General features: G+C 45.3%; 24 protein-coding genes. 21 read left to right on the plus strand and 3 right to left on the minus strand.

What is annotated here, in order from left to right; translation table 11 throughout:
• Positions 1–290 precede the first annotated feature (290 nt).
• The 13 genes from tig (at position 291) to pyrF (ending at position 14,567) form a co-directional block, all read left to right on the plus strand.
• Complete coding sequence (tig, locus tag ACQEXP_RS04005; protein ID WP_269376069.1) at positions 291–1,592, plus strand: trigger factor; 1,302 nt, start codon at positions 291–293, stop codon at positions 1,590–1,592.
• A 105-nt stretch (positions 1,593–1,697) separates the two neighbouring features.
• Positions 1,698–2,324, plus strand: a complete 627-nt coding sequence (gene clpP, locus ACQEXP_RS04010) for an ATP-dependent Clp endopeptidase proteolytic subunit ClpP (protein ID WP_426968362.1) — start codon at positions 1,698–1,700, stop codon at positions 2,322–2,324.
• A gap of 65 nt (positions 2,325–2,389) precedes the next feature.
• Complete coding sequence (clpX, locus tag ACQEXP_RS04015; protein WP_138970764.1) at positions 2,390–3,673, plus strand: ATP-dependent protease ATP-binding subunit ClpX; 1,284 nt, start codon at positions 2,390–2,392, stop codon at positions 3,671–3,673.
• Positions 3,674–3,802: 129 nt separating this feature from the next.
• On the plus strand, positions 3,803–6,154 hold the full coding sequence (lon, locus tag ACQEXP_RS04020) for an endopeptidase La (protein WP_269376067.1): 2,352 nt from the start codon (positions 3,803–3,805) through the stop codon (positions 6,152–6,154).
• Positions 6,155–6,340: 186 nt separating this feature from the next.
• Complete coding sequence (locus tag ACQEXP_RS04025) at positions 6,341–6,619, plus strand: HU family DNA-binding protein (RefSeq protein WP_269376233.1); 279 nt, start codon at positions 6,341–6,343, stop codon at positions 6,617–6,619.
• Between the two features lie 178 nt (positions 6,620–6,797).
• Positions 6,798–8,657, plus strand: a complete 1,860-nt coding sequence (ppiD, locus tag ACQEXP_RS04030; RefSeq protein ID WP_426968364.1) for a peptidylprolyl isomerase — start codon at positions 6,798–6,800, stop codon at positions 8,655–8,657.
• Positions 8,658–8,792: 135 nt separating this feature from the next.
• The gene (locus ACQEXP_RS04035) at positions 8,793–9,086 is read left to right on the plus strand and encodes a ComEA family DNA-binding protein (protein WP_426968366.1); all 294 of its coding nucleotides are present in this window, start codon (positions 8,793–8,795) and stop codon (positions 9,084–9,086) included.
• A gap of 142 nt (positions 9,087–9,228) precedes the next feature.
• Positions 9,229–9,909 carry a (d)CMP kinase gene (gene cmk / locus ACQEXP_RS04040; RefSeq protein WP_269376064.1) on the plus strand — a complete coding sequence of 227 codons (681 nt, stop codon included), beginning with the start codon at positions 9,229–9,231 and terminating at the stop codon, positions 9,907–9,909.
• A 102-nt stretch (positions 9,910–10,011) separates the two neighbouring features.
• Positions 10,012–11,682, plus strand: a complete 1,671-nt coding sequence (gene rpsA, locus ACQEXP_RS04045) for a 30S ribosomal protein S1 (protein ID WP_269376063.1) — start codon at positions 10,012–10,014, stop codon at positions 11,680–11,682.
• 210 nt (positions 11,683–11,892) lie between these two features.
• Positions 11,893–12,174 (plus strand): integration host factor subunit beta, encoded by a 282-nt coding sequence (gene ihfB, locus ACQEXP_RS04050; protein ID WP_006881264.1) that lies wholly within the window; start codon positions 11,893–11,895, stop codon positions 12,172–12,174.
• A gap of 140 nt (positions 12,175–12,314) precedes the next feature.
• Entirely contained in the window at positions 12,315–12,593 is a 279-nt protein-coding gene (locus ACQEXP_RS04055) for a LapA family protein (RefSeq protein ID WP_006881263.1), read from the plus strand.
• 27 nt (positions 12,594–12,620) lie between these two features.
• The gene (gene lapB, locus ACQEXP_RS04060) at positions 12,621–13,790 is read left to right on the plus strand and encodes a lipopolysaccharide assembly protein LapB (RefSeq protein ID WP_269376061.1); all 1,170 of its coding nucleotides are present in this window, start codon (positions 12,621–12,623) and stop codon (positions 13,788–13,790) included.
• Between the two features lie 81 nt (positions 13,791–13,871).
• Positions 13,872–14,567: an orotidine-5'-phosphate decarboxylase gene (gene pyrF / locus ACQEXP_RS04065; protein ID WP_269376060.1), complete on the plus strand. Its 696-nt coding sequence runs from the start codon at positions 13,872–13,874 to the stop codon at positions 14,565–14,567.
• Positions 14,568–14,623: 56 nt separating this feature from the next.
• Here pyrF and miaE read toward each other — a convergent pair whose 3' ends face one another.
• Together miaE and ACQEXP_RS04075 are read right to left on the minus strand one after the other, a co-directional pair.
• Complete coding sequence (gene miaE / locus ACQEXP_RS04070; protein WP_426968368.1) at positions 14,624–15,400, minus strand: tRNA isopentenyl-2-thiomethyl-A-37 hydroxylase MiaE; 777 nt, start codon at positions 15,398–15,400, stop codon at positions 14,624–14,626.
• Between the two features lie 74 nt (positions 15,401–15,474).
• Positions 15,475–16,239 carry a DNA repair protein gene (locus ACQEXP_RS04075; protein WP_426968370.1) on the minus strand — a complete coding sequence of 255 codons (765 nt, stop codon included), beginning with the start codon at positions 16,237–16,239 and terminating at the stop codon, positions 15,475–15,477.
• Between the two features lie 293 nt (positions 16,240–16,532).
• Here ACQEXP_RS04075 and cysB point away from each other — a divergent pair, with 293 nt between their 5' ends.
• From cysB to ACQEXP_RS04105, 6 genes are all read left to right on the plus strand, one after another.
• A complete protein-coding gene (cysB, locus tag ACQEXP_RS04080; RefSeq protein WP_269376057.1) occupies positions 16,533–17,507 on the plus strand; it encodes an HTH-type transcriptional regulator CysB in 975 nt (324 codons plus the stop codon).
• A gap of 54 nt (positions 17,508–17,561) precedes the next feature.
• Positions 17,562–18,755, plus strand: coding sequence for a methyltransferase (locus ACQEXP_RS04085; RefSeq protein WP_426968372.1), 1,194 nt, complete (start codon positions 17,562–17,564; stop codon positions 18,753–18,755).
• A gap of 327 nt (positions 18,756–19,082) precedes the next feature.
• Positions 19,083–20,048: an ABC transporter substrate-binding protein gene (locus ACQEXP_RS04090; protein WP_269376055.1), complete on the plus strand. Its 966-nt coding sequence runs from the start codon at positions 19,083–19,085 to the stop codon at positions 20,046–20,048.
• 65 nt (positions 20,049–20,113) lie between these two features.
• A complete protein-coding gene (locus tag ACQEXP_RS04095; RefSeq protein ID WP_269376054.1) occupies positions 20,114–21,058 on the plus strand; it encodes an ABC transporter permease in 945 nt (314 codons plus the stop codon).
• Positions 21,055–21,849, plus strand: coding sequence for an ABC transporter ATP-binding protein (locus ACQEXP_RS04100; RefSeq protein WP_269376053.1), 795 nt, complete (start codon positions 21,055–21,057; stop codon positions 21,847–21,849). The genes ACQEXP_RS04095 and ACQEXP_RS04100 overlap by 4 nt, the downstream gene beginning before the upstream one ends.
• 124 nt (positions 21,850–21,973) lie before the next feature.
• The gene (locus tag ACQEXP_RS04105; protein WP_426968374.1) at positions 21,974–23,437 is read left to right on the plus strand and encodes a diguanylate cyclase; all 1,464 of its coding nucleotides are present in this window, start codon (positions 21,974–21,976) and stop codon (positions 23,435–23,437) included.
• On the opposite strand, the gene dusC is transcribed toward ACQEXP_RS04105, so the two are convergent.
• Positions 23,434–24,387, minus strand: a complete 954-nt coding sequence (dusC, locus tag ACQEXP_RS04110) for a tRNA dihydrouridine(16) synthase DusC (protein ID WP_426968376.1) — start codon at positions 24,385–24,387, stop codon at positions 23,434–23,436. The genes ACQEXP_RS04105 and dusC overlap by 4 nt on opposite strands.
• Positions 24,388–24,644: 257 nt before the next feature.
• Here dusC and ACQEXP_RS04115 point away from each other — a divergent pair, with 257 nt between their 5' ends.
• Both ACQEXP_RS04115 and lolA read left to right on the plus strand, forming a co-directional pair.
• Positions 24,645–25,259 (plus strand): YecA family protein, encoded by a 615-nt coding sequence (locus ACQEXP_RS04115; RefSeq protein WP_426968378.1) that lies wholly within the window; start codon positions 24,645–24,647, stop codon positions 25,257–25,259.
• 97 nt (positions 25,260–25,356) lie between these two features.
• A complete protein-coding gene (lolA, locus tag ACQEXP_RS04120; protein WP_269376050.1) occupies positions 25,357–25,953 on the plus strand; it encodes an outer membrane lipoprotein chaperone LolA in 597 nt (198 codons plus the stop codon).
• Position 25,954 lies beyond the last annotated feature (1 nt).

Consider the following 25,954-nt stretch of genomic DNA (forward strand, 5'->3'; position numbering starts at 1 on the left):
AAGTGAGTTTTTAGGGTAATCCCGCAGCGATCGTAGGGTTCGGCTCGACAGCTAACGATCTGCTCGGTAGAATGCTGCGTCTGAATTTTATCTTGAGGCTAATCAGAGATACCTTTACCGAATATCCTTCGAAAAGATATCACTCATTAGTCCGACAATTGGCTTGTTCGATTGTCGATACTCGGTTTATAAAAGAGTACTCATAGAGTACAAACAAGGATGGGTTCTGTCCGAAAGAGGATAGAGCACATAAGCTCAGTTTTCTGAGCCAGTTTTGAGGTTAATGAATAATGCAAGTTACTGTTGAAACGCTAGAGGGCCTAGAGCGCCGTCTAAACATTACTGTTCCTGCTGCAAACATCGAAGATGCTGTAACAGCGGAACTACGCAACATCGCAAAAAACCGTCGTTTCGATGGTTTCCGTAAAGGCAAAGTGCCTCTAAAAATGGTTGCGAAGATGTACGGCAAAGCAGTACGTCAAGACGTAATGGGTGAAGTAATGCAACGTCACTTCATCGAAGCGATCGTTAAAGAGAAGATCAACCCAGCAGGCGCACCTACTTTTGCTCCAGTTGAAGTTAAAGAAGGCGAAGATCTAGTATTTAACGCGACTTTTGAAGTTTACCCAGAAGTTGAGCTTAAAGGTCTAGAGAACATCACTGTTGAAAAACCAGCAACAGAAGTTCAAGACGCAGATGTTGAAGAGATGATCGACACTCTACGCAAACAACAAGCAACTTGGGTTGTAGTTGAAGAAGCGGCTGAAGACGGCAAACGTGCAACAATCGATTTCGTAGGCTCTATCGACGGTGAAGAGTTCGAAGGCGGTAAAGCTGAAAACTTCCCACTAGAAATGGGTGCTGGTCGCATGATCCCTGGTTTTGAAGACGGTATCGCAGGTAAGACTGCTGGTATGGAATTCGACATCGACGTGACTTTCCCAGAAGATTACCACGCAGAAAACCTAAAAGGTAAAGCGGCTAAGTTTGCAATCAAAGTAAACAAAGTTGAAGCTCGTGAGCTTCCAGAGCTAAACGACGAGTTCGTTGCTAAGTTCGGCGTTGCTGAAGGTGGCGTTGACGCTCTTAAAGCTGAAGTTCGTAAGAACATGGAGCGTGAGCTTAAGCAAGCTGTTAAGAACCGCATCAAAGAGCAAGCTATCGACGGTCTAGTTAAAGAGAACGAAATCGACGTACCAGCAGCTCTAATCGACCAAGAAATTGGTGCTCTACGTCAGCAAGCTGCACAGCGTTTCGGTGGCAACCCAGAAGCGGCTGCTCAACTTCCACGTGAGCTGTTCGAAGAGCAAGCTAAGCGTCGCGTAGTTGTAGGTCTTCTACTAGGTGAAGTGATCAAGTCTGAAGAGCTAAAAGCGGACGACGAGAAAGTGAAAGCGCTTATCGAAGAGATGGCGACTGCTTACGAAGATCCAGCTGAAGTTGTTGCTTACTACGAGCAAAACGAGCAAATGATGAACAACATGCGTAACGTTGCTCTAGAAGAGCAAGCGATCGACGCTATCATCGCTAAAGCACAGGTTACTGAAAAAGCGGTTAGCTTTAACGAGCTAATGAACCAACAGCCTGCGTAATAAGCAATATATTGCTTAGAAGGTTGACTTAGCGTTAACTATTCTGCTAACAATGGTCCGTATGATAATTATCATCCGGGCCATTTATTTTAGGGACATAAGAATATGAGCTACCAAGAAAAAAATGCAATGTCGCCAATTCTAGACGCGCTAGTACCGATGGTGGTTGAACAAACTTCCCGTGGTGAACGTTCTTACGATATCTACTCTCGTTTGCTAAAAGAACGTGTTATTTTCTTAACTGGTCAAGTAGAAGATCACATGGCAAATCTTGTCGTGGCACAGCTACTTTTCCTCGAATCAGAAAATCCTGACAAAGATATCTTCCTTTATATTAACTCTCCGGGTGGCAGCGTAACTGCGGGTATGTCAATCTACGACACTATGCAGTTTATTAAGCCAAACGTGAGCACAGTATGTATGGGGCAAGCGTGTTCAATGGGTGCATTCCTACTTGCTGGTGGTGCGCCAGGTAAACGTTATGTATTGCCTAACTCACGCGTAATGATTCACCAACCGCTAGGTGGTTTCCAAGGCCAAGCTTCGGATATTCAAATTCATGCTCAAGAGATTCTAACGATCAAAGAGAAGTTGAACAGACTTCTTGCAGATCATACAGGTCAGCCTCTAGAAGTGATTGAGCGCGATACTGATCGTGATAACTTCATGGCGGCTGAACAAGCAGTAGAGTATGGCTTAGTTGACGCGGTTCTGACTCATCGCGGCGAATAACTAGCAACATTGGTATATATTGATATACACTCAAGTCATATGAGTAAAGGCTAAGAGGTTAGCGAATGACAGATAAAAGCAAAGAGAGCGGTAGTAGTAAGCTTCTTTACTGCTCTTTCTGCGGTAAAAGCCAGCACGAAGTTCGCAAGCTAATCGCTGGTCCATCAGTCTATATTTGTGATGAATGTGTCGACTTATGTAACGACATTATTCGTGAAGAAATTAAGGATGTTCTCCCTAAGAAGCAGTCTGAGGCGCTACCAGTGCCAAGAGACATTCGTGAACACCTTGACGACTATGTGATTGGACAAGATTACGCTAAGAAAGTGTTAGCAGTAGCCGTTTATAACCACTATAAGCGTTTACGTAACGGAGATACAACGAGCGAAGGTGTTGAACTAGGTAAGAGTAATATCTTGCTTATCGGTCCAACGGGTAGTGGTAAAACGCTACTGGCTGAAACACTGGCTCGTTTCCTAGATGTACCGTTCACTATGGCCGACGCAACAACGCTGACTGAAGCGGGTTACGTTGGTGAAGATGTAGAAAACATCATCCAGAAACTTCTGCAAAAATGTGATTACGACGTAGCGAAAGCAGAGCGTGGTATCGTGTACATCGATGAAATCGATAAGATTTCTCGTAAAGCTGAAAACCCATCTATTACACGAGATGTATCGGGTGAGGGTGTTCAGCAGGCGCTATTGAAGCTTATTGAAGGTACGGTTGCATCGGTTCCACCTCAAGGTGGTCGTAAGCACCCTCAACAAGAGTTCCTACAAGTAGATACATCTAAGATTCTATTTATTTGTGGTGGTGCTTTTGCTGGCCTAGATAAAGTGATTGAACAACGTGTCGCGACAGGTACGGGTATCGGTTTTGGAGCGGAAGTCCGTTCTAAAGACGAAACTAAGACTGTCGGCGAGCTGTTTACTCAGGTAGAACCGGAAGACTTAGTGAAGTATGGTCTGATCCCTGAGTTTATTGGTCGTTTACCAGTAACAACAACGTTGACAGAACTGGATGAAGAAGCACTGATTCAAATTCTGTGTGAGCCGAAGAATGCACTGACAAAACAGTATGCAGCACTATTCGAGCTTGAAAACTCAGAACTTGAATTCCGCGAAGATGCACTGCGCGCGATTGCTAAGAAAGCAATGGAGCGTAAGACAGGTGCTCGTGGTTTGCGTTCGATTCTAGAAAGCGTGCTACTTGAGACCATGTACGAACTACCATCGATGAAAGATGTGAGCAAGGTTGTGATTGATGAGTCAGTAATTAAGGGTGAGTCTGAACCACTGCTTATTTACAGCAACTCAGATAATCAAGCTGCTGGTGCAGAATCATAATCTGATTCACAGAAATTGAAGTAGATAGAAAGGGGGTAATCAATTACTCCCTTTTTTTTATTCTTTCATTGAATCCAACCAATTAGCCCCCATATACTGCTCATAGGACTAAGCGGAAGAGAGAAGAATATGAACTTGGAACGTTCCGAACGTATCGAGATCCCCGTACTACCTCTAAGAGATGTAGTCGTTTACCCGCATATGGTAATTCCATTGTTTGTTGGTCGTGAAAAATCTATTGCTTGCTTAGAAGCGGCAATGGACAACAACAAACAAGTATTATTGGTAGCGCAGAAAGAAGCGGATACCGATGAACCGACTCAAGGCGATATGTTTGACGTTGGTACCGTTGCGACCATCCTTCAACTACTAAAGCTGCCAGATGGTACTGTTAAAGTACTCGTTGAAGGCCAGCAGCGCGCGCGCATTAACCACTTTATTGAAAACGAATTTTTCTATGCTGATGCTGAGTATCTCACGACTGCTGAGTTAGATGAGCGTGAGCAGGAAGTCATTGTCCGCAGTGCAATTAATCAATTTGAAGGCTTCATTAAGCTCAACAAGAAGATTCCACCAGAAGTACTGACATCTCTGAACGGTATCGATGAAGCAGCACGTCTTGCGGATACCATTGCAGCCCATATGCCTCTGAAATTGGCAGACAAGCAAGTTGTTCTTGAGTTACTTGACGTTACAGAACGTTTAGAGTTCCTCATGGGTCAGATGGAATCAGAAATCGATCTGTTACAAGTTGAAAAACGCATTCGTACCCGCGTTAAGAAGCAGATGGAAAAATCTCAGCGCGAGTACTATCTGAATGAGCAAATGAAAGCTATTCAGAAAGAGCTTGGTGAAAGTGAAGATGGTGTTGATGAGTTTGAAACTCTGAAACAGAAAATCATCGATTCTAAGATGCCTCAAGAAGCGCGTGAGAAGACAGAACAAGAGCTACAAAAGCTCAAGATGATGTCTCCGATGTCGGCAGAAGCAACGGTCGTTCGTGGTTATATCGACTGGATGCTAGGGGTTCCTTGGAACAAACGAACTAAGGTGAAGAAGAACCTTGCTAAAGCAGAAGAGATCCTTAACGAAGACCACTATGGATTAGAGCGCGTTAAAGAGCGCATTCTTGAGTACTTAGCGGTGCAAAACCGTATCAACAAACTCAAGGGTCCTATCTTGTGTCTCGTGGGTCCTCCTGGTGTGGGTAAAACTTCCCTAGGCCGCTCAATCGCAGCAGCTACTGGTCGACAATATACACGAATGGCACTGGGTGGCGTACGTGATGAAGCGGAAATCCGTGGTCATCGCCGTACTTACATCGGCTCAATGCCAGGCAAGTTAATTCAAAAAATGTCGAAAGTTGGTGTGAAGAACCCATTGTTCCTTCTGGATGAGATCGACAAGATGTCTTCAGACATGCGAGGTGATCCATCATCGGCGCTATTGGAAGTATTGGACCCTGAGCAAAATAACGCATTCAACGACCATTACCTCGAAGTCGATTACGACCTATCCGATGTTATGTTCGTTGCAACGTCTAACTCGATGAATATTCCAGGTCCTCTATTGGATCGTATGGAAGTGATCCGTCTGTCGGGTTACACAGAAGATGAAAAACTCAACATTGCTAAACGCCATTTGGTCGACAAGCAGATCAAGCGTAACGGCCTAAAAGCCAACGAGATTACCATTGAAGACTCAGCAATCATTGGCATTATTCGTTACTACACTCGTGAAGCGGGTGTTCGTAGCCTAGAGCGTGAGATCTCAAAAATCTGTCGTAAAGCAGTGAAAAACATCTTGCTGAACAGTGAGCTTAAAACGGTCACCGTCAACATGGACAACCTCAAAGAATACTTAGGGGTTCAACGCCATGACTACGGCAAAGCAGACGACAGTAACCGCATCGGTCAAGTGACTGGCTTAGCGTGGACTGAAGTCGGTGGTGACCTGCTGACGATCGAAACGCAATCAATGCCAGGCAAAGGCAAGCTAACTCAGACGGGTTCTCTTGGTGATGTCATGCAGGAATCGATTCAGGCTGCAATGACAGTGGTGCGTTCTCGCGCAGAAGCCTTGGGTATTAACTCTGACTTCTATGAGAAGCGTGATATTCACGTTCACGTACCAGAGGGTGCAACGCCGAAAGATGGTCCTAGTGCCGGTATCGCGATGTGTACAGCGTTAGTGTCGAGCTTGACGGGTAACCCTGTAAAAGCCGAAGTCGCGATGACAGGTGAAATTACCCTTCGTGGTGAAGTTTTACCGATCGGTGGTCTTAAAGAGAAGCTGCTTGCAGCGCACCGTGGCGGCATCAAAACAGTACTGATTCCTAAAGATAATGAGCGTGATTTGGAGGAAATTCCTGACAATGTTATCGCCGATCTTAAGGTCATTCCGGTACAGTGGATTGATGAAGTATTGAAAGTCGCGTTAGAGAAAGAGCCTTCAGGCGTGGAGTTTGCTGCCGCAAAATAGTGATGTGCAGCAAAAATAAGTAAAAGATTACGCTGATAAGTACAAAAATGCTTGTCAGCGTTTTTTTTGGACGCTAACGTTATCGACGATAGCTGCAAGCCTTGAAAAATAAGGGTTTGTCGCAAATTTGAAATGAAATGGAACGTATAGCTGCCATAAAAATATAAACAGGCAGCGCAAAGGGGAATCACAGTGAATAAAACACAATTAGTAGAAAAAATCGCAGAAAATGCAGATCTATCTAAAGCGTCTGCAGGTCGTGCTCTAGATGCATTCATCGAAGCAGTTGGTGAAACTCTTCAATCTGGTGATCAAGTTGCTCTAGTTGGCTTTGGTACTTTCAGTGTTCGTACTCGTGCAGCACGTACAGGCCGTAACCCTAAGACTGGTGAAGAGATTCAAATTGCAGAAGCTAAAGTTCCTGCATTCAAAGCTGGTAAAGCTCTTAAAGATTCTTGCAACTAATAAAAAATCGCCACTTGAGGTGATTTTTTAGAACCTTTTTAAATTATGCGCATCATACTGATGCGCATTTCTTTTTCTGGTATTATCGCGCTATTCAATTTTTTATTTATGAAATGTGCCGAACTCACGGATTTAAAGTGGGCTTAAGTACGGCACATAAGCGGAGAGTAGTTTAAGTATGATGGACCGATTACGCGAAGGCGTTAACAGCATCGCGGTTAAAATTATCCTAGGGCTTATCATCCTATCGTTCGTATTTGCAGGTGTTGGTAGTTACATTGTAGGTGGCTCAAACAACTCTGCGGCGAAAGTAGGCAATGTTGAAATTGGTCGTGGTGAGTTCGAACAGGCTTACCAAAATGAACGTAATCGTATGCAAGCTCAGCTTGGTGATTACTTCTCAAACCTATTGGCTGACCCAAGCTATGTAGAATCTTTCCGTAAATCAGTTCTTGATCGTATGGTCAATGACTTGCTTCTAGAGCAGCACGCAGAATCGCTAGGGCTGCGCGTAAGCGACACTCAAGTTCGTACGTTGATTCTAGAAATGCCTCAGTTCCAAGTTGATGGCAAATTTGATCAAGAAATCTACCAGGCTGCGCTACGTCGAGCAGGCTTCTCAGCAGATAGCTTTGCAGAATACTTACGCCGTGACCTAGTGCGTAATCAGCTGATGACCGCAATTCAAGGTAGTGATTTCTCATTGCCGGGTGAAGTAGAAGCTCAAAGCAAGTTACTGACCCAAACTCGTGATATCAAAAAGGTTACCCTTTCTCTGGAAGACTTTGCGGCTAAAGCTGAGCTATCAGAAGAAGAGATCAACGAATATTACCAACAAAACTCAGAGCGTTACACGCGCCCAGAGCAAGTTAAAGTTGCTTACGTAGAACTATCGGCTCAAAAGCTAAAAGAAAACATTGAGATTTCTGACGAGCAAGCTGAAAAATACTACCAAGAGCACATCGATAAATACTCTTCAGAAGAGCAACGTCGTGTAAGCCATATCCTAATTGAGGGTGACGATGAAGCAAAAGCGCAAGCCATCCTAGATGAACTGAATGCAGGTGCGGATTTTGCTGCACTGGCTGAAGAGAAATCTGATGACTTCGGCAGTGCATCTGAAGGTGGTTCTTTGGGTTGGATCGAACGTGATGTTATGGATCCTTCATTCGAAGAAGCGGCGTTTGCACTTAAAAATGTAGGTGATATGACAGGTCTTGTTAAATCAGACTTTGGCTACCACATCATTAAACTTGATGAGCTCAAAGACTCAGTTGCGAAATCGTACCAAGAAGTTGCAGCGGAAGTTAAACAAGAGCTACGAGACCAGCAAGCTGTTGACCAATACTACGCGCTTCAAAGTGAACTAGAGAAAGTGGCGTTTGAGTATCCGGATTCACTCGATGAAGCTGCGAAAGCAATCAGCGCTAAGATCGAGACAACAGACTTTATCTCACAAGTAGACGCTCCTGAGCTTTTGAAAGCTCCAGCGGTGTTACAAGCGATTGTAAGTCCTGAAGTGAAAGAAGATGGTCTCAACTCAGAAGTGATTGAAGTTGCCCCAGAGCATGTTGTTGTTGTCCGTGTTGAAGATAGCCGCAATGAAACGGTTCTACCGTTGGAGCAAGTCCGCGCTGACGTTACTAAGTCACTCGCTAATGTGAAAGGCGAGCAAGCTGCTATCGAACTCGCTCAAAACCTAGTTGCTGAACTTAAGCAAGGTAAGCAAGAGCTATTGGCTGAGAGTGGTTTGTCATTCGGTGAGATGGAAACACTAGACCGCAGTTCACCATTTGCAGACGTTGTTTTCTCAATGGCGAAACCTGCTGATGGCGGAAAAGAGTTTGCTCAGGCGAAAGACCTCAATGGTGATGTGATCGTTGTTGAGCTTGTTAATGTCGCATCAGAGTTTGACCCGCAATACAACCAGCAGATTGGTGCACAGCTGACACAAGTGAATGCTCAGCAAGACCTTTCTGGTTTGATCAGTATCCTGCGCAAGACTATCGATATCGAATATTACATTGTGACGCAATAATCAGCTCAAATGTAATTGATATATCTATATTAACGGACTGCATCAGCAGTCCGTTTTGTTTTAATGTTTACGTGGTTTCCTTTTAGTGATGAGTGGTTAGTCTGGGCCTGCACATAAGTACACAAGGAAACCAAAATGTTAAAACAACTACTGCTAGTGACTCTTCTACTATCACTTCCTGCCATCACTCAAGCTGAAGAAGCTAGCACCGATGCCAAGTATCAAGGTATCGAGATCACGGTTAACATTAACCAAGCCAGTGCTGAAGAGATCGCCGACCTTTTGTTAGGTATTGGATTAGCGAAGGCACAGGCAATCGTCGAGTTCCGTCAGCTCAATGGTAACTTCACAAGTGCTGAGGACCTCGAGAAAGTCAAAGGTATTGGTGCCGCAATTGTGGCGCAGAACCGAGACCGAATTAAGCTATAAACGGATTGGAGAGCGCCTTGGCGCTCTTTTTTGCGCATACGACAAATCCTGCCTAGAACCTGTGGGCATTTCCCTCTATAATTCCACGCCGAAACAAGGTCAACGAGTCGAACGTTGATCAGAAAACAACACGGAGTAAAACATGTCGTCTCATACACCGGTAGTAACCGTTGATGGACCAAGTGGTGCCGGCAAGGGCACACTTTGTATGCTGCTTGCAAAAAAACTAGGGTTTCATTTACTTGACTCTGGCGCTATCTATCGTGTCTTAGCCCTAGCTGCAATTCATCACGGCGTTGATCTTGAGTCGGAAGATGCGCTGGTTCCTTTAGCGACCCATTTGGATGTGCAGTTTGTGGCTGAAGGTGAGCTGGTCAAAGTGATCCTTGAAGGCGAAGATGTTTCTGGTGAGCTGCGCAAAGAAGAAACGGGCATGGCTGCATCAAAGGTCGCTGCTTTACCGCGTGTTCGTGAAGCCCTTCTGCGTCGTCAGCGCGCTTTTGCAGAAGGTCAAGGTTTGGTGGCTGATGGTCGTGACATGGGGACGGTTGTTTTCCCTCAAGCTGAAGTGAAAATCTTTCTGGACGCAAGTGCTGAAGAGCGAGCAAGTCGCCGTCTTAAACAGTTGCAAGGCAAGGGGTTAGATGTTAAATTTGACGACCTTTTAAGCGAGATCCAAGAGCGTGACGACCGAGATCGTAACCGCCCAGTAGCGCCATTACGCCCTGCTGAGGATGCGCTTTTGCTAGATTCTACTACGATGAGTATCGACGAAGTGGTAGAAAAGGCACTACAATATATCGAATCTAAGCTAGTAGCCTAGGCTGCTAGGTAAGAACGTTGGTCGCAAGGATGATGACCGGCGAAGTTAATAACCCCATGTGGTAGGACACCCGTGGACGTTTAATTTATTGAAGATTAAATAATGACTGAATCTTTTGCTCAACTCTTTGAAGAGTTTCTAAACGAGACTGAATTCCAACAAGGTACTATCGTTAAAGGTACTGTAGTAGCTATCGAGAACGGTTTCGTTCTTGTTGACGCTGGTCTTAAGTCTGAGTCTGCTATCCCTGCTGAACAATTCAAGAACGCTGCTGGCGAACTTGAAGTTGAAGTTGGTTCTGAAGTAGACGTAGCTCTAGACGCTGTAGAAGACGGTTTCGGTGAAACTCAACTTTCTCGTGAGAAAGCGAAGCGTCACGAAGCTTGGATCGTACTTGAGAAAGCTTGTGAAGAAGCTGAAACTGTTGTTGGTATCATCAACGGTAAAGTTAAAGGCGGTTTCACTGTTGAACTAAACGGTATCCGTGCTTTCCTTCCAGGTTCACTAGTAGACGTGCGTCCAATCCGCGATACTGCTCACCTAGAAAACAAAGAGCTAGAGTTCAAAGTTATCAAACTTGACCAGAAGCGTAACAACGTAGTTGTTTCTCGTCGTGCAGTTATCGAATCTGAGAACAGCGTTGAGCGTGATGAGCTTCTAGAAACTCTACAAGAAGGCGCAGAAGTTAAAGGTATCGTTAAGAACCTTACTGACTACGGTGCGTTCGTAGATCTAGGCGGTGTTGACGGTCTTCTACACATCACTGACATGGCTTGGAAGCGCGTTAAGCACCCTTCTGAGATCGTTAACGTTGGTGACGAGATCCAAGTTAAAGTTCTTAAGTTCGACCGTGACCGTACTCGCGTATCACTAGGTCTTAAGCAACTAGGCGAAGATCCATGGGTAGCAATCGCTAAGCGTTACCCAGAAGGTCACAAACTATCTGGTCGCGTTACTAACCTAACTGACTACGGCTGTTTCGTTGAAATCGAAGAAGGCGTTGAAGGTCTAGTACACGTTTCTGAAATGGATTGGACTAACAAGAACATCCACCCATCTAAAGTTGTTAATGTTGGCGACGAAGTTGAGGTTATGGTTCTTGAAATCGACGAAGAGCGTCGTCGTATCTCTCTAGGTCTGAAACAGTGTAAAGCTAACCCATGGCAATCTTTCGCTGAAGCGCAAGCTAAAGGCGACAAAGTTACTGGTAAGATCAAGTCTATCACTGACTTCGGTATCTTCATCGGTCTAGAAGGCGGCATCGACGGTCTAGTTCACCTATCTGACATTTCTTGGAATGTTGCTGGTGAAGAAGCTGTACGTGAGTACAAGAAAGGCGACGAAATCTCTGCAGTAGTTCTAGCAGTAGACGCAGAGCGTGAGCGCATCTCTCTAGGCGTTAAGCAAATGGAAAATGACCCATTCAATGCTTACGTTTCTGAGAAGAAGAAAGGTGTACTAGTTAACGGTACTGTTACTGCAGTAGACGCTAAAGGTGCAACTATCGAACTTGAAGAAGGCGTAGAAGGTTACATCCGCGCTTCTGAAGTTTCTCGCGACCGCGTAGAAGACGCTACTCTAATCCTAAGTGTTGGTGACAGTGTTGAAGCTAAGTTCACAGGTGTAGACCGTAAGAACCGCGTAATCAACCTATCTATCAAAGCTAAAGATGAAGCTGAAGAGCAAGAAGCAATGGCTACACTGAACAGCGCTGATGAAGCGGCATTCGGTAACGCTATGGCTGACGCTTTCAAAGCAGCTAAAGGCGAATAATTAGTCGCTTTTAAGAAAAAGGAGCCGAAAGGCTCCTTTTTTATGTTTCATTCATGGCTAGTGGTAATACCAATCTCTGCAAGATGTTTTGTCAAATGTAGTTTTTCATTACACACATTGCTCAATTTTTGTCTAAAATTGTAGGCAAGTGTTTGTTGGAACTGGTATTACTTACTATAATAAGTGATAAATTACTCTATGAGGGCAACTATGACTAAGTCTGAATTGATCGAAAGACTCTGTGCAGAACAGACTCACCTTTCGGCTAAAGAGATTGAAGATGCTGTAAAAGATATTTTAGAGCATATGGCTTCAACACTGGAAAGTGGAGACCGAATTGAGATTCGTGGTTTTGGTAGTTTCTCTCTTCATTTCCGCGAGCCACGTGTGGGACGTAATCCTAAAACAGGTGACAAAGTAGAGCTTGAAGGAAAATTTGTTCCTCACTTTAAACCTGGCAAGGAATTACGTGAGCGAGTAAACATCGGTTAGTAACTCGAATTGACTGTAAAATGAGCGGCATACATAGCGTATGCCGCTTTTTTATCATTCGAATTACAGAGATAACCATGGTTTGTTTGATGCTTTTACTGCATAATCGTAACGGCAGAACTTATCTTAGGTGATGGACTATGAAAATTATAAAAATCGTTCTTGTACTGGCCCTATTTTTGATTGCACTGGCCTTAGGCTCTCAGAATCAAGCGATTGTAACATTTAACTATTTGTTAGCTCAGGGAGAGTTCCACCTATCCACACTGTTGGGTGGTGTGTTTATTGTTGGTTTCCTCCTAGCATGGCTAATATTTGGTAGCTTGCATCTTAAATCTCAGTTGCAAGTACGCAAACTAAGAAAACAGTTAACTAAGCTCTCTCCAGCAGCAAGTGAACCAACTCAAGGCAAAGCTTAAAAGTAGTATTAGGTAGGCTGTCACTCGATGTTAGAAATCCTGTTCTTGTTATTGCCAATCGCAGCCGCTTACGGCTGGTATATGGGTAATCGCAGCGCCCAGCAAGACAAGCAGAAACAATCCAATCAAATCTCACGTCAATATGTGACGGGTTTGAACCTGCTTTTATCGGATCAGTCTGATAAGGCGGTCGACCACTTTATTGAACTTCTCCAAGTCGATAACGAAACGATTGATACTCACCTTGCTCTCGGTAACCTATTTCGATCGAGAGGGGAAGTTGACCGAGCGATTCGTATCCACCAAAACCTCATTTCCCGTTCTGGGTTAACCATCGACCAAAAAAACATTGCGTTGCAGCAATTAGCAAAAGATTACATGGCTTCGGGTTTTCTTGACCGTGCTGAAAAAATCTTTGAGCAGCTGGTGGATGAACCGGAGCATCGTGAAGCCGCGCTACAGCAACTGGTCGCGATCTATCAACAAACCCGAGAGTGGAACAAGGCAATCAATTATGCCTCTCTACTGGTTAAGATGGGTCGTAAGCGAATGCGTACCAGTATTGGTCACTTTTGGTGTGAATTGGCGATGCAGGAAAAAGCGGAAGGACATGACGCTCAGGCAATGCAGTACTTCAAACGTGCATTAGCGGAAGACCCAAAGTGTGTACGAGCTTCAATCGCTTTAGGAAAACTCTATCTAGACATAGAAGACTATCGCAGCACTATTGAGTATATGGAGCGTGTCCTAGAGCAAGATAGCGATTTTGTTAGTGAGGTTCTTCCCACATTAGCGGAATGTTATCACCATCTTGGTCAAGAAGATGAACTACTGAGCTTTTTACGCCAATGCATCGTCAATAAAGTCGGTGTATCAGCAGAGCTCATGCTGGCTCAACTCGTTGCTCAACACGATGGTGTGGGCGCCGCTCAAGAGCTATTGACGCGACAGTTGGTAAAAAACCCTACGATGAAGGGCTTTTACCGTCTGATGGACTATCATTTAGCAGAGGCTGAAGAAGGTCGGGCAAAGGCCAGTTTGGGTACGCTACAAAAACTGGTTGGTGAACAGTTAAAAGTGAAACCGCATTATCGATGCCGTAAATGTGGTTTCTCAACCCACTCAATGTATTGGCATTGTCCCTCGTGTAAGGGGTGGGGAACAATTAAGCCAATCCGCGGGTTGGATGGTGAATAGTTTTTATGGGCTTGACCCATTACAAAATGGCAGCGGTGATCCCGCTGCTTTTTTTCGATTTATTTATAGTTAGGAGATGAAATGATCGACCAAAAAGTAATTGTTGCACTGGATTATGACAACCAAGCCGATGCACTCGCTTTTGTTGATAGAATTGACCCAAGCTCATGTCGTCTAAAAGTCGGCAAAGAGATGTTTACCTTATTTGGTCCTGACTTCGTCAAAGAACTGCACAAACGTGGCTTTTCAGTCTTCCTAGACCTCAAGTTCCACGATATTCCTAACACGTGTTCGAAAGCGGTTCGTGCGGCAGCTGAAATGGGCGTGTGGATGGTTAACGTCCATGCGAGTGGTGGGGAGCGTATGATGACGGCTTCAAGAGAGATTCTTGAGCCTTATGGTAAAGATCGTCCGCTACTTATCGGTGTGACTGTACTAACCAGCATGGAGCAAAGCGACCTGGCAGGCATTGGTCTTAATATTGCGCCGCAGGAACAAGTGATTCGTTTGGCTAATTTGACAAAAAATTCAGGCTTGGATGGTGTAGTGTGCTCTGCACAAGAAGCATCAATGCTGAAAAGTGAGCTGGGTAAGGCGTTTAAACTGGTTACTCCTGGCATTCGTCCAGCTGGTGCGGCAGTGGGAGACCAGAAACGTATTATGACTCCAGTAGATGCTATCGCGGCTGGCTCAGATTACTTGGTTATTGGTCGTCCAATTACCCAAGCCGCCGATCCTGCCGCAGTGTTGGCAGACATCAATGCGACACTTGTGTGAAGATTGATTCATCTAAAAAGCCAGCATTTGCTGGCTTTTTTGTCACTCATCTAAGGCTAAATGCGGTCTGGAACGCCACTGTGAAACTTGAAGTCGCTATCGGGAGAGGTAATTAGCTCAGCTTCAATCTTACCGAAGTAAGCCACTCTCTCACGGATGTCTTTGCCAGCAATCTCTTCTGCAAGCGTTAAATAGTCCTGATAGTGACGGGCTTCTGAGCGTAAGAGAGAGACATAGAACTTGCCAATATCCTCATCCATATGCGGTGCGAGTTTAGCGAATCGTTCACACGATCGAGCTTCTATGTATGCGCCGATGATTAACTTATCGATCAAGCTTTGGGGCTCATGCGTTGCCATGCTGCCAATTAACCCCTTTGCATAGCGACTAGCTTGGACAGGCTCATAGGCAATATTGCGCTTGTCCATGATTTCCAGCACTTGATAAAAATGGTGTAACTCTTCTTTAATCAGCATCACCATTTTGTCGATTAGATCTTGGCTGTAAGGCGAATCAGATTTGGCCATGATCGTTTTCGATATTTGGCTTTTCCCCTTTAATGTTTCCAGACTTCCCATTTTACGATAGGCGAAGTTTTCGTAGGGTTGGAACCAATCTAATAGGCTATGTGCGCTTTCCTTATCGACAGCGTACTTGCGGATTAGGTACATCGCGGACTGTCCGGCCTTGAGCTCGCAAAGGAGATGGTCGATGAGTACCACCTTTAGGTTTTCGGGTTTGCGGGCTTCCACAACCCATGCATCGGGCGTAGAACAGTGTAAGAAGCCGTTTATCGGCTCTAACAAGGTTTGGTATTGGTTTAACTCAATCATCTTGAACAAATCTGTCAATTGAAATGAAAAAGGCCGCAACAGCGACCTTTAGAGGATGTGTAATGGCAGTTATATTACCATTTTTTCTTCTCACCAAAGAGCGCATCCATATCGTTTTTACGTTGGTCTTCTTCGATTTGGTGTAACTCTTCAGCGTTGCGAGTTTGTCTTTTCGATTCAAGGTCGTCGTACATTCCTTGAAGTTTCTCGCGTGCTTGGTTCGAATAGTTGTCATTCTTGGTGCTAAGAGCATCAAGTCCTTTACGAAGCAGTTGCACAGCCGTACCCGGTTGACCACGTACGATCGCATCGTTTGAACGTTTGATGACGTTTTCAATGTTGATGCGTATCTGGATGGTTTCCAAGCGAGCATTCTCGGTAACGTAGGCTTGAGTTTCAAAACGACCTTTGTTGTGTTCACTACGGATAGTGTCGCGAAGGCGTTTAACCAGCTTAAGCATAACGATCGCTTGCTTATCACTGCTTGGCACTTTAAAGGTTGTGCTCTCGCCACCTTGGTAATTTTCGTCAAGTTGTCTGATCTGTTGTTTGACGTGCTCGACGCGTTGTTCAAGCTGTTTATTCTTTGGATCCAGCTCATGCATACTTTGTAGTGAGTCTAAGATACGGGTGTTTAGACACACCAATAACTCCTTACTATAAGGCATATGGTGTGCGTGACCGATTAATTCTTCTGTTGCATCTATGATTTGAAGATAGCGCGAACTCTCCTGCTTCCGTGCAGTTTCAGCTTTGACTTTGTACTGAAGCATTATGTTATAGCCCAATACCAATACAAGTAAGATGGCAACTAAAGCTATGATTAACCCTATATTCATAAATTCCGTATCTTATGTTTTATTATTTTACTGGCTAGCAAGAAAGCATACACGATTCTAATCACTCCCTGCACCTGTTTTGTATTATCGCTCAAATGTTCGATTTTATTAATGAAAAATACCAATGCAAGGTTGATTCTGCGTATTTGATTGCAAAATAGCCATAAGCCTCTGCTTTTCTGCGGCTTGATAACGATTGGACTATCAATTTGAACCCATAGGCGTTATAACTAAATATTATAAACTATGTTCGCTCGCTATGGGGCGTAGAGTAAGGGATTACGAGGTCGAGAATGAAATTACAACAATTGAAGTATATTGTTGAGGTCGTTAACCATAACTTAAATGTATCAGCGACTGCGGAAAGTCTGTATACGTCTCAGCCGGGCATCAGTAAGCAGGTGCGTTTGCTGGAAGATGAGCTTGGCATTCAGATCTTCGAACGTAGTGGAAAACACCTTACTCAAGTGACGGGTGCTGGTGAAGATATTATTCGCATTTCTCAGGAAATTTTAGCTCGTGTCGAAAGCATTAAAGCCGTTGCCGGTGAGCATACCCATCCTGAGATGGGAACTCTCAATATCTCGACGACACACACACAAGCTCGCTATGCGCTTCCTGACGTTATTAAAGGATTTACCGCTCGTTACCCTAAAGTATCACTCCATATGCACCAAGGTACGCCTTCTCAAATGTCAGAGGCGATTGCCAAGGGTACCGCTAATTTCGCCATTGCGACGGAAGCCCTGCATCTTTACCAAGATGCGATCATGCTGCCTTGTTACCACTGGAATCGCTCCATTGTTGTGCCTAAATCCCATCCTTTGGCACAGAAGGAAAAGGTGACCATTCAAGATCTGGCTTCCTATCCATTGGTGACGTACGTATTTGGTTTTACAGGTCGCTCTGAGCTGGATACGGCGTTCAATAAATATGGCCTGACTCCACGAGTTGTCTTTACCGCCACAGACGCAGACGTGATTAAAACGTACGTGCGTATGGGTATTGGCGTTGGTGTGATTGCGAGTATGGCGATCGACAAAGAGCAAGACACTGATTTGGTTGCAATTGATGCGAGCCATATCTTTGGTGCGAGCACCACAAGTATTGGTTTCAGACGCGGCACCTTCTTACGCAGTTACATGTTCGACTTTATGGAACGTTTTGCGCCGCATTTAACGCGTCCTGTTGTTGAGCAGGCGTTGTCGCTTAAATCGAGCGCAGAAATCGAAGAAATGTTCAAAGATATCGACCTTCCGGTTCGTTAAGCGACTACCATCTCTAGTGACTTCCCTCTACACTACGCACACCGGGGGGAAGTCATGCATACTCAATTCAAATCACTCGATCAGTTTCTAACGCAAAATCAGCAATATTGGCGTTTTGAAGCTTTCATTTCATGTTTAGATAGCCATTTGCCCTGGAAAGAATCTAATCCACAGCTGTGTGCTTGGTTAGACGGCTTGAGCCCAAAAGAAATTGAAGGCTATAAACAGAATAACCTAAGTCTTATTAACGCCTTAAAGCCCTATCTGGCGTGTGTCGAGCAGACTTCCCAGTGGACAACATTGCCCCCTATCGATAAGCAGGGATTAGCACTAGCGCGTGGTGTCGAAAATGGTGTCCCGGGGCGTAAGCTTGAGCAAATCCTATCCATGGGAGAGGCGGCACTGCGCGATCACCACGGTAGCGAATGGTTAGAGTGGTGCTCAGGTAAGGGATTTCTCGGCAGAATACTCGCGAGTCAAACCCAGCATAAGGTGACCAGTTTTGAGTTTCAGCAAATGCTTTGTGACGCGGGGCAGTTTGAAGCGGACAAACAGAATCTGCCGATGCATTTTGTTCAGGGAGATGCGTTGAGTCGCGAAGCCCAACAGGTATTCAGTTCAAGCCAGCACGCCGTCGCTCTGCATGCTTGCGGAGACCTACATGTATCGCTTCTGAGTCATGCTACCGACAAGAGGCTACCTGCGATTACTTTTTCTCCCTGTTGTTATCATTTGATCGCCAATGAGCACTATCAAGCACTCTCTATCCAAGGGAAAGAATCTAAGCTTGGGTTGAGCAAGTCTGAGTTGCGGATCCCGCTTCAAGAAACGGTCACCGGTGGCGAGCGGGTGAGAAGACACCGAATCGAAGAGATGTCATACCGTCTTGGCTTTGATCTGTTGTTACGTAAGGTGCTGGGATTCGAACGCTATCAACCTGTGCCAAGTATTAAGAAGTCGCAACTGTCTCAAGGCTTTGAAGCGTTTTGTCGCTGGGCGAGTGATAGTAAAGGTATCGTTCTACCGGATGTTGATTTTAGTTATTTTGAACAATTGGGCTTGGAAAAGTATTGGCAAATGGAACGCATCAGTTTGATTCAGCAACCATTCAGGCGTTGTTTGGAAATGTGGCTGGTGCTGGATAAGGGACTTTTCCTGAATGAGAACGGCTATCGCGTTCAAATCTCGGAGTTTTGCTCACGAGAGATGACTCCGCGTAACATACTGATTCATGCTGTGAAAGTGTAGATAGCAAGGTGGTGTCTCTTTTTGTTGCTCTAATGTTAAAACGTGCTTTTCTTTTGTACAGCTTGCTGGTAATAATAATTGATGTGCACATAAAGTGTGCAATTTATAAATACAAAACAGAACTTCACACAACATATTATTGCTTATACCAGCGCCATTAATTGTGTACTCAGGTTATTGCTAGGCAGAAGGGACTGAGAGCACCGTACCAGTGGCGGTTACTTTGTCATTCTTATGGCGTCATCACCGTAATTTTAGTGATTGCACTCTTGGCCTCGAAGAATGTTTAGATAGTCAGTGGCGTTGGTACGACATCAAGGAGTCAAGATGAAAGCAGGAAAAGCTATTGCGACCGCAGTTCTCGCAGGTGTTACGTTACTCTCATCAACCAGCATCATGGCAAAAACGGCTAAGGTAGCCGTATCACAAATTGTCGAGCATCCCGCGCTAGACGCCACTCGCCAAGGTCTAATCGACGGGCTAAAAGCCAAAGGTTACGAGCAAGGCAAAAACCTAGAATTCGACTACAAAACTGCACAGGGCAATCCTGCTATTGCGGTTCAGATTGCCCGTCAATATGTGGGTGAAAAACCGGATGTTTTAGTCGGTATCGCGACTCCTACTGCTCAAGCACTCGTTTCAGCTACTCGCACTATCCCAGTTGTATTTACCGCCGTTACTGACCCAGTTGGTGCCAAGTTAGTTAAGACATTGGAACAACCAGGTAAGAACGTTACTGGTCTATCCGACCTCTCTCCCGTCAGCCAGCATGTTGAATTGATCAAAGAGATTCTTCCAGAGGTGAAATCTATCGGCGTGGTATTCAACCCAGGTGAAGCGAATGCGGTGACGTTAGTAGAACTTCTAAAACGCAGCGCACAAGAGCAGGGTATTCAAGTTATCGAAGCGACAGCTCTGAAAAGTGCGGATGTTCAATCTGCTACTCAAGCTATCGCCGCGAAGTCAGATGTGATTTATGCGCCAACAGACAACACGGTAGCGAGTGCGATTGAAGGTATGATCGTTGCGGCTAATCAGGCTAAAACACCAGTATTGGGTGGGGCGACTTCATACGTAGAAAAAGGCGCCATTGCGAGCTTAGGATTCGACTACTACCAAGTGGGTGTTCAAACCGCCGATTATGTTGCAGCTATCATTGAAGGTGCAGCGCCTGGTTCGCTTGATGTCAAAGTGGCAAAGGGCTCAGATCTGGTTGTTAACCAAAGCGCAGCGACCAAACTTGGTGTGGTAATTCCACAGTCTGTACTAGACCGTGCGACAAGCGTGAAATAAACCAATCCCCCAAGCAACCGCGTTGCTTGGGGGGTGTTGAGTCTTTAGCAGAAAAGGGAGTTGTTATGTCTGCTTTTGCATTTTTTGGCGCTTTGGAAATTGGCTTGCTGTATGGTCTCGTAGCCCTTGGCGTTTATCTCACCTTTCGCGTACTTGATTTTCCTGACTTAAGTGTAGATGGTAGCTTTCCTATGGGGGCTGCCGTTGCAGCGACCGCAATTGTTGCTGGTATAAATCCGTGGCTGGCGACCTTGATGGCGATCGTAGCGGGTGCCGCGACGGGGTGGGTGACCGCGTTCTTAGCGGTTCGCTGTGGAATCCTCCATCTTCTGGCATCGATATTAACGATGATCGCGGCCTTTTCGATCAATATCCGTATCATGGGTAGACCAAACTTAGCTCTGCTTGGTGAGGACACTATTCTGACCCCGTTTGAGGCGTACGGCGATCCTATGTTAGTTCGCCCATTGGTGGTTGGTATATTGGTGTTGGTTTCTGCCTGGCTGGTGGTACGTCTACTGAACAGCGACTTCGGTCTTGGCCTACGCGCGACGGGAGTCAATGCCCGCATGGTTTCAGCGCAAGGGGCAAGCACATCCTTTTACACCTACTTTGGTCTGGCGTTATCCAATGGTTTTGTTGGCTTTGCTGGAGCTTTGTTTGCTCAAACGAACAGCTTTGCTGATGTGACTTCTGGTGTGGGTACGATCGTGGTTGGTTTAGCTGCTGTGATACTCGGTCAAACGCTTATTCCAGGAAGAAAAATATGGGTGGCTGTTGTTGCAGTTATCGTCGGTTCAGTGCTTTACCGTCTGGCGGTAGCATTTGCCCTCAGTTCAGGGATGTTCGGATTGCAAGCCTCAGACCTCAACTTGGTCACGGCAGTTCTGGTTGCCGCAGCGCTGATTGCGCCCAAGATTAAAGGTAACCTTAAATCAAAAAAGCTTAGCCCTGCGATGGAGAGCAAAAATCTATCCAAGCAGGATAAAGAGTCAGGAGAAGTAGCATGATTCGTCTAGAAGATATTCAGGTGACGTTCAATCCAGGAACCATCTTAGAAAATCGTGCTTTGCGTGGTGTTTCTCTTGAGGTTCCGGAGCACCAATTCCTAACCGTGATTGGTTCGAATGGTGCAGGCAAATCAACGCTGCTCGGTGCTGTTACCGGCGAAACGCCAATGATTGGTGGACGCGTCGTGATTGATGAACTCGATGTTACTCGTCAAACGGTGGATCAGCGAGCCAAGCAATGTGCTCGCGTGTTTCAGGATCCTTTAGCTGGTACGTGTGGAGAGTTGACGATAGAAGAGAACATGGCACTTGCATATATGCGTGGCAAAAAGAGAGGGTGGAATCTTTCTCTTTCATCTCAGCGTCGCAAACTTTTTCAAGAGCGTATTAGTATCTTAGGGTTGGGACTGGAAGACCGCCTAGGTGACAGCATTGGTCTATTATCGGGCGGCCAGCGACAAGCGGTGAGCCTTGTGATGGCGACGCTTTCTGATAGCAAATTATTGTTATTGGATGAACATACCGCTGCGCTGGATCCACGTATGGCTGCGTTTATTATTGATTTGACGAAGAAAATTGTTTCGGAGTTCAACCTCACTGTGATGATGGTTACTCACTCAATGAAAGACGCGTTAGCTTGTGGTGACCGTACCGTGATGCTTCACCAAGGCGAGATTGTTCTGGATGTATCCGGTGAACAGCGAGCGAATATGCGAGTTCCAGATCTTTTAGAGATGTTTTCTAAGGTTCGTGGCGAAGAACTGGCGGATGATAGCTTACTGCTAAATTAACGAGTTGCTGACAAATTGTTACCGAAATATCCACCAAATCTATGAGATAATCTCAATCTGGATATCTACTAAACCCATCAATTGTATTACAGTATTGATGGGTTTAGTTTTTGTGAGGAAATAGATGCAGGTTGACAGGCACTTTAGTTTAAAGTTTGTATTTTTAGCACCTTTGGTTTTGTCCTTAGTCGTGCTCGCATTGACGTTAAAAAACTATTATGACGCCGTTAATCGCGATATCGATGATGAATACACTCGTGTCGTTGAGGCCACGTCTCGCGCCGCTAAAGTCGTTGCCGCGATAGACTATAGTTTTTCCAACCATGATAAGACCGCAAACTTTATGCTGCTTGAACATAATCGTCGAATTGTCGATGGTCTATGTCAGATGTGGCCGATTGACGCTCTGCTGAGAGCCGAAGGGCGGGATTATGATATTCCCGCTGTCGATATTAACTATATGTTGGTTGGCAGAGAAAGCCTTTGTACTCCGGGTAGTGAGATCTATCAGCGAGTTTCCAACCAAGTATCACTTGCTCCAATTCTGTCATTCTTACACGATATCGATGAGTATCTGCTAGGCATCCACTATATCGACAGAGCGGGCTATGTGATGTCTTCGCCTGATGACTATGCAAAGAGTCTGACGGTGGAATTACTCGACACCATCCAAGCTCGCCCATACTGGCAAGTGACTGCCAATAACCGAGAAAAAATTACTTTGTCTGGGCCTGCCCCAATCATTGCAAGCAATGACACCATTTTGAGTATGACGATGCCAGTCTACCTAAATGATGTGCATCAGGGGATGTTGTCATTAGATATCTCTTACCAACGCCTGCTCGCAACCCAAGGCAAATTAGCGGGCGAATTGCATATCCTAAACACCAGTTACCTCTCTCCACCTGACAATGCGTTTAGGCTGAAAATGATTGACATAGAAGGGGTAGCAAGTACCTATGCTCTTTATTATCTCTTTGAACTACAAAAAGAGATTCGCCACTTTTTCTACTTTGAACGATACAGCCTCCTAGTGACGGCCTTTATCTATGTATTCTCTGTTGTGGTGCTCTTTTTGATCAATACGAGGGTTGAGCATGGTTATTTCAGAGAGCTTGCCGCGACAGACCCTATGACAGGCCTGCTAAATCGACGTGGCTTAGAAGCGTTTTTAACCAATAATGCTCTACACGGTCACTATATCGCGCTCGGGGTGTTCGACATTGATGATTTTAAGAAAATTAATGATAACCACGGCCATGATGTCGGGGATACCGTTATTAAATATATGGCAGAGCAGATCAGTCTAGGCATTCGTAGTAGTGATGCTGCGGCTCGCATTGGCGGCGAAGAGTTTGTGATTTATATGACAGGAAACGCGATAGAGCCGTTGAAGAAAAGTATGCTCAGAGTAAGAAACGATATTTGTCAGCATTCAGAGGCGGCTGTAGAAAACGGTTTTACTGTGTCTGGTGGTGTTGAAGTGGTTGAAGCAGAAGGAGCAAGCAGCTTCGATGTGTTATTCAAAGCTGCTGATGAAAAACTCTATCAAGCGAAAAACGCCGGTAAAGACCAGTTGGTATTCTAAGCTGCGACGAGTGTATCTCGGTATCGGGTGATGTGTTCAACAATGGGTGCAGCTTTGTTGTAGGTGCGAATTTCTCTAAATAGCGTATTTGCTTGTGGATACTGATGACGTAAATACGCGAACCACTGCTTAACTCGGTTAGGATAGTAAAGACCTTTGTCGCCTTTCATTTCGTACTGAGAATACACCAAGAGCAGTTCAACAACTTGTGACCAAGGCATCACCGCATGATCGTGTTTGACCACATTGCCCAAATTCGGCACGTTGAACGCACCACGGCAGACCATTAAAGAGTCAACGCCAGTAGTGTCAATGCAGGCTTGACCATCTTGATAATTCCATATCTCACCATTGGCAATCAGCGGAATATCGAAACGTTGGCGAATTTTATTGATGTACTCCCACTTGATTTCGCTCGCTTTGTAGCCACCCGTTTTGGTTCTGGCATGGACGGTCAATTCATTCGCCCCGGCACTTTGAATCGCGTCGACGATTTCGAAGCAGTCTTCAGGGTTGTCCCAGCCCAAACGAATCTTGGCTGTGACGGGAATATCTGAACTAACAGCTTCTCTGCATGCTTTAACCACATTGTGAATCAACTCAGGATGTTGAAGCAATGCCGCGCCACCTTTGCTTTTGTTGACGAGTTTAGCCGGACAGCCAAAGTTGAGGTCAATGCCTTTGGCGCCAAGTTGTGCTGCACGAACGGCATTTTCAGCCATCCAATGCGGGTCTTGGCCAAGCAGTTGCACATGTACAGGAACCCCAGATTTCGTCTGAGAGCCTTGTAGTAACTCTGGACACAGGCGGTGAAAGACGTGATCAGGCAAGTGTTGATCTACAACACGGACGAATTCAGTGACACACAAGTCATAGTCATTGATATCCGTTAAGATCTCTCGCATTAAGTGATCTAACACGCCCTCCATAGGACCCAGAACTACACGCATAACTAACACCTCAAATTTAGGAGGCGTGATTTTAGAGGTATTAGCCGATAAAGTCATCCCTCAACTAGGATTGTGCAAAACCAATGAGAGAAAAGAAAAGGCTAGGAACCAAACGTTGAGACTAGCCGTGACGGGAACAGTACCAAAAGTTTCAGCAAGGTATGGCCATCGAATCAGGGAGGAAAGTCTCGAAGTGACCGCAGACCTTGCATAGGGTTATAATGTGGCTAAACAACGATTAACACTAGAACAAGAAAATGAAGTATCAAATTCTGACACTCGAAGACTCAATTACTGCCGAATCACCACTGTTTATTGAAGGCTTAACGCTCGCGGCCAATATGGCAACCAAACCTTTAGCCCCCGAAAGTTGGTTAGGGTCGGTTTTTTCTGAGCGAGCATCAGAGGCGAGGCCGAGTATCGAAGCGCATATTCATCAGCAATACGCTTATTTGCAGCGAGGTGAATACTCGCTGTTGAGCTTACTCGAACCTGAACGCCAAGCAGAACAACTGGGGGACTTCGCAGAAGGTTTTATGACCTTGTGGCCGACTGTCGAAGAACAGTGGATGGAGACCAGTGTAGGAGATGGCACACTCCGTATGCTTCAGGCAATGTTAACCACTTTTATGTTAGCGGTTGATGAAGAGCAAACTCGCAGTCAAATGCAAGCGTCAGGCATTGAAAATCCACCGTCACTGAGTGACTTTATTGACCAGTTAGACCTGATGATTGCTGAAGTAGCGCAAGCCGCTGACGCAGCAATGACAGGTGCCAAAGCCCAAAGCGTTAACCCATACAAAAACATTGGTCGTAACGATGAATGTCCGTGTGGGAGCGGTAAAAAATTCAAGCAGTGCTGCGGAAAATAAAAAAAACTGATCGAACAAAGTTAACCTTGTTCGGTCATATTAGAACGAATTAGAAGTTATAAGTGGTACGTACGCGACCAATTAGGGTAACAATCGAATGAAAAAACTTGCTGTATTACTAATGATGAGCTTTTCAGTTATGGCGGCGCCTAAAGATGAGCTTAGCCAACGACTACAAATGAACGATGGATTCAGTGCTGATTTTTCTCAACAGTTGATCAGCCCTGAAGGCGACATTGTGATGGAAGGTCAGGGTAATGTAGAGATCGCACGTCCGAGTCTATTTCGTTGGACGACAACCGCTCCGGACGAAAATGTCTTGGTGTCTGATGGCAAGAGCCTGTGGTACTACAGCCCATTCATTGAACAAGTGAGTATCTATTGGCAAGAGCAAGCAACAGAGCAAACCCCCTTTGTTCTTCTGACTCGCAATCGCGCGAGCGACTGGGATAACTACAAGGTTGAACAACAAGGAAATACCTTCACCTTAACGCCAACCGCGGCTGACAGCAATCAAGGTCAATTTAAGCTAAAAATCGACCCTCAAGGTAAGGTAGAAGGATTTAGTGTGGTTGAACAAGACGGCCAGCAAAGTACTTTTACGTTTAACAATGTACACCTTGGCAAACCAAGTGCTGATCGTTTTACGTTTGCTATTCCGCAGGGTGTAGAGGTCGATGACCAAAGGAACTAAG

The organism is Vibrio sp. TRT 1302, from assembly GCF_050113875.1.
In the GTDB taxonomy this organism is placed as follows: Bacteria; Pseudomonadota; Gammaproteobacteria; order Enterobacterales; family Vibrionaceae; genus Vibrio.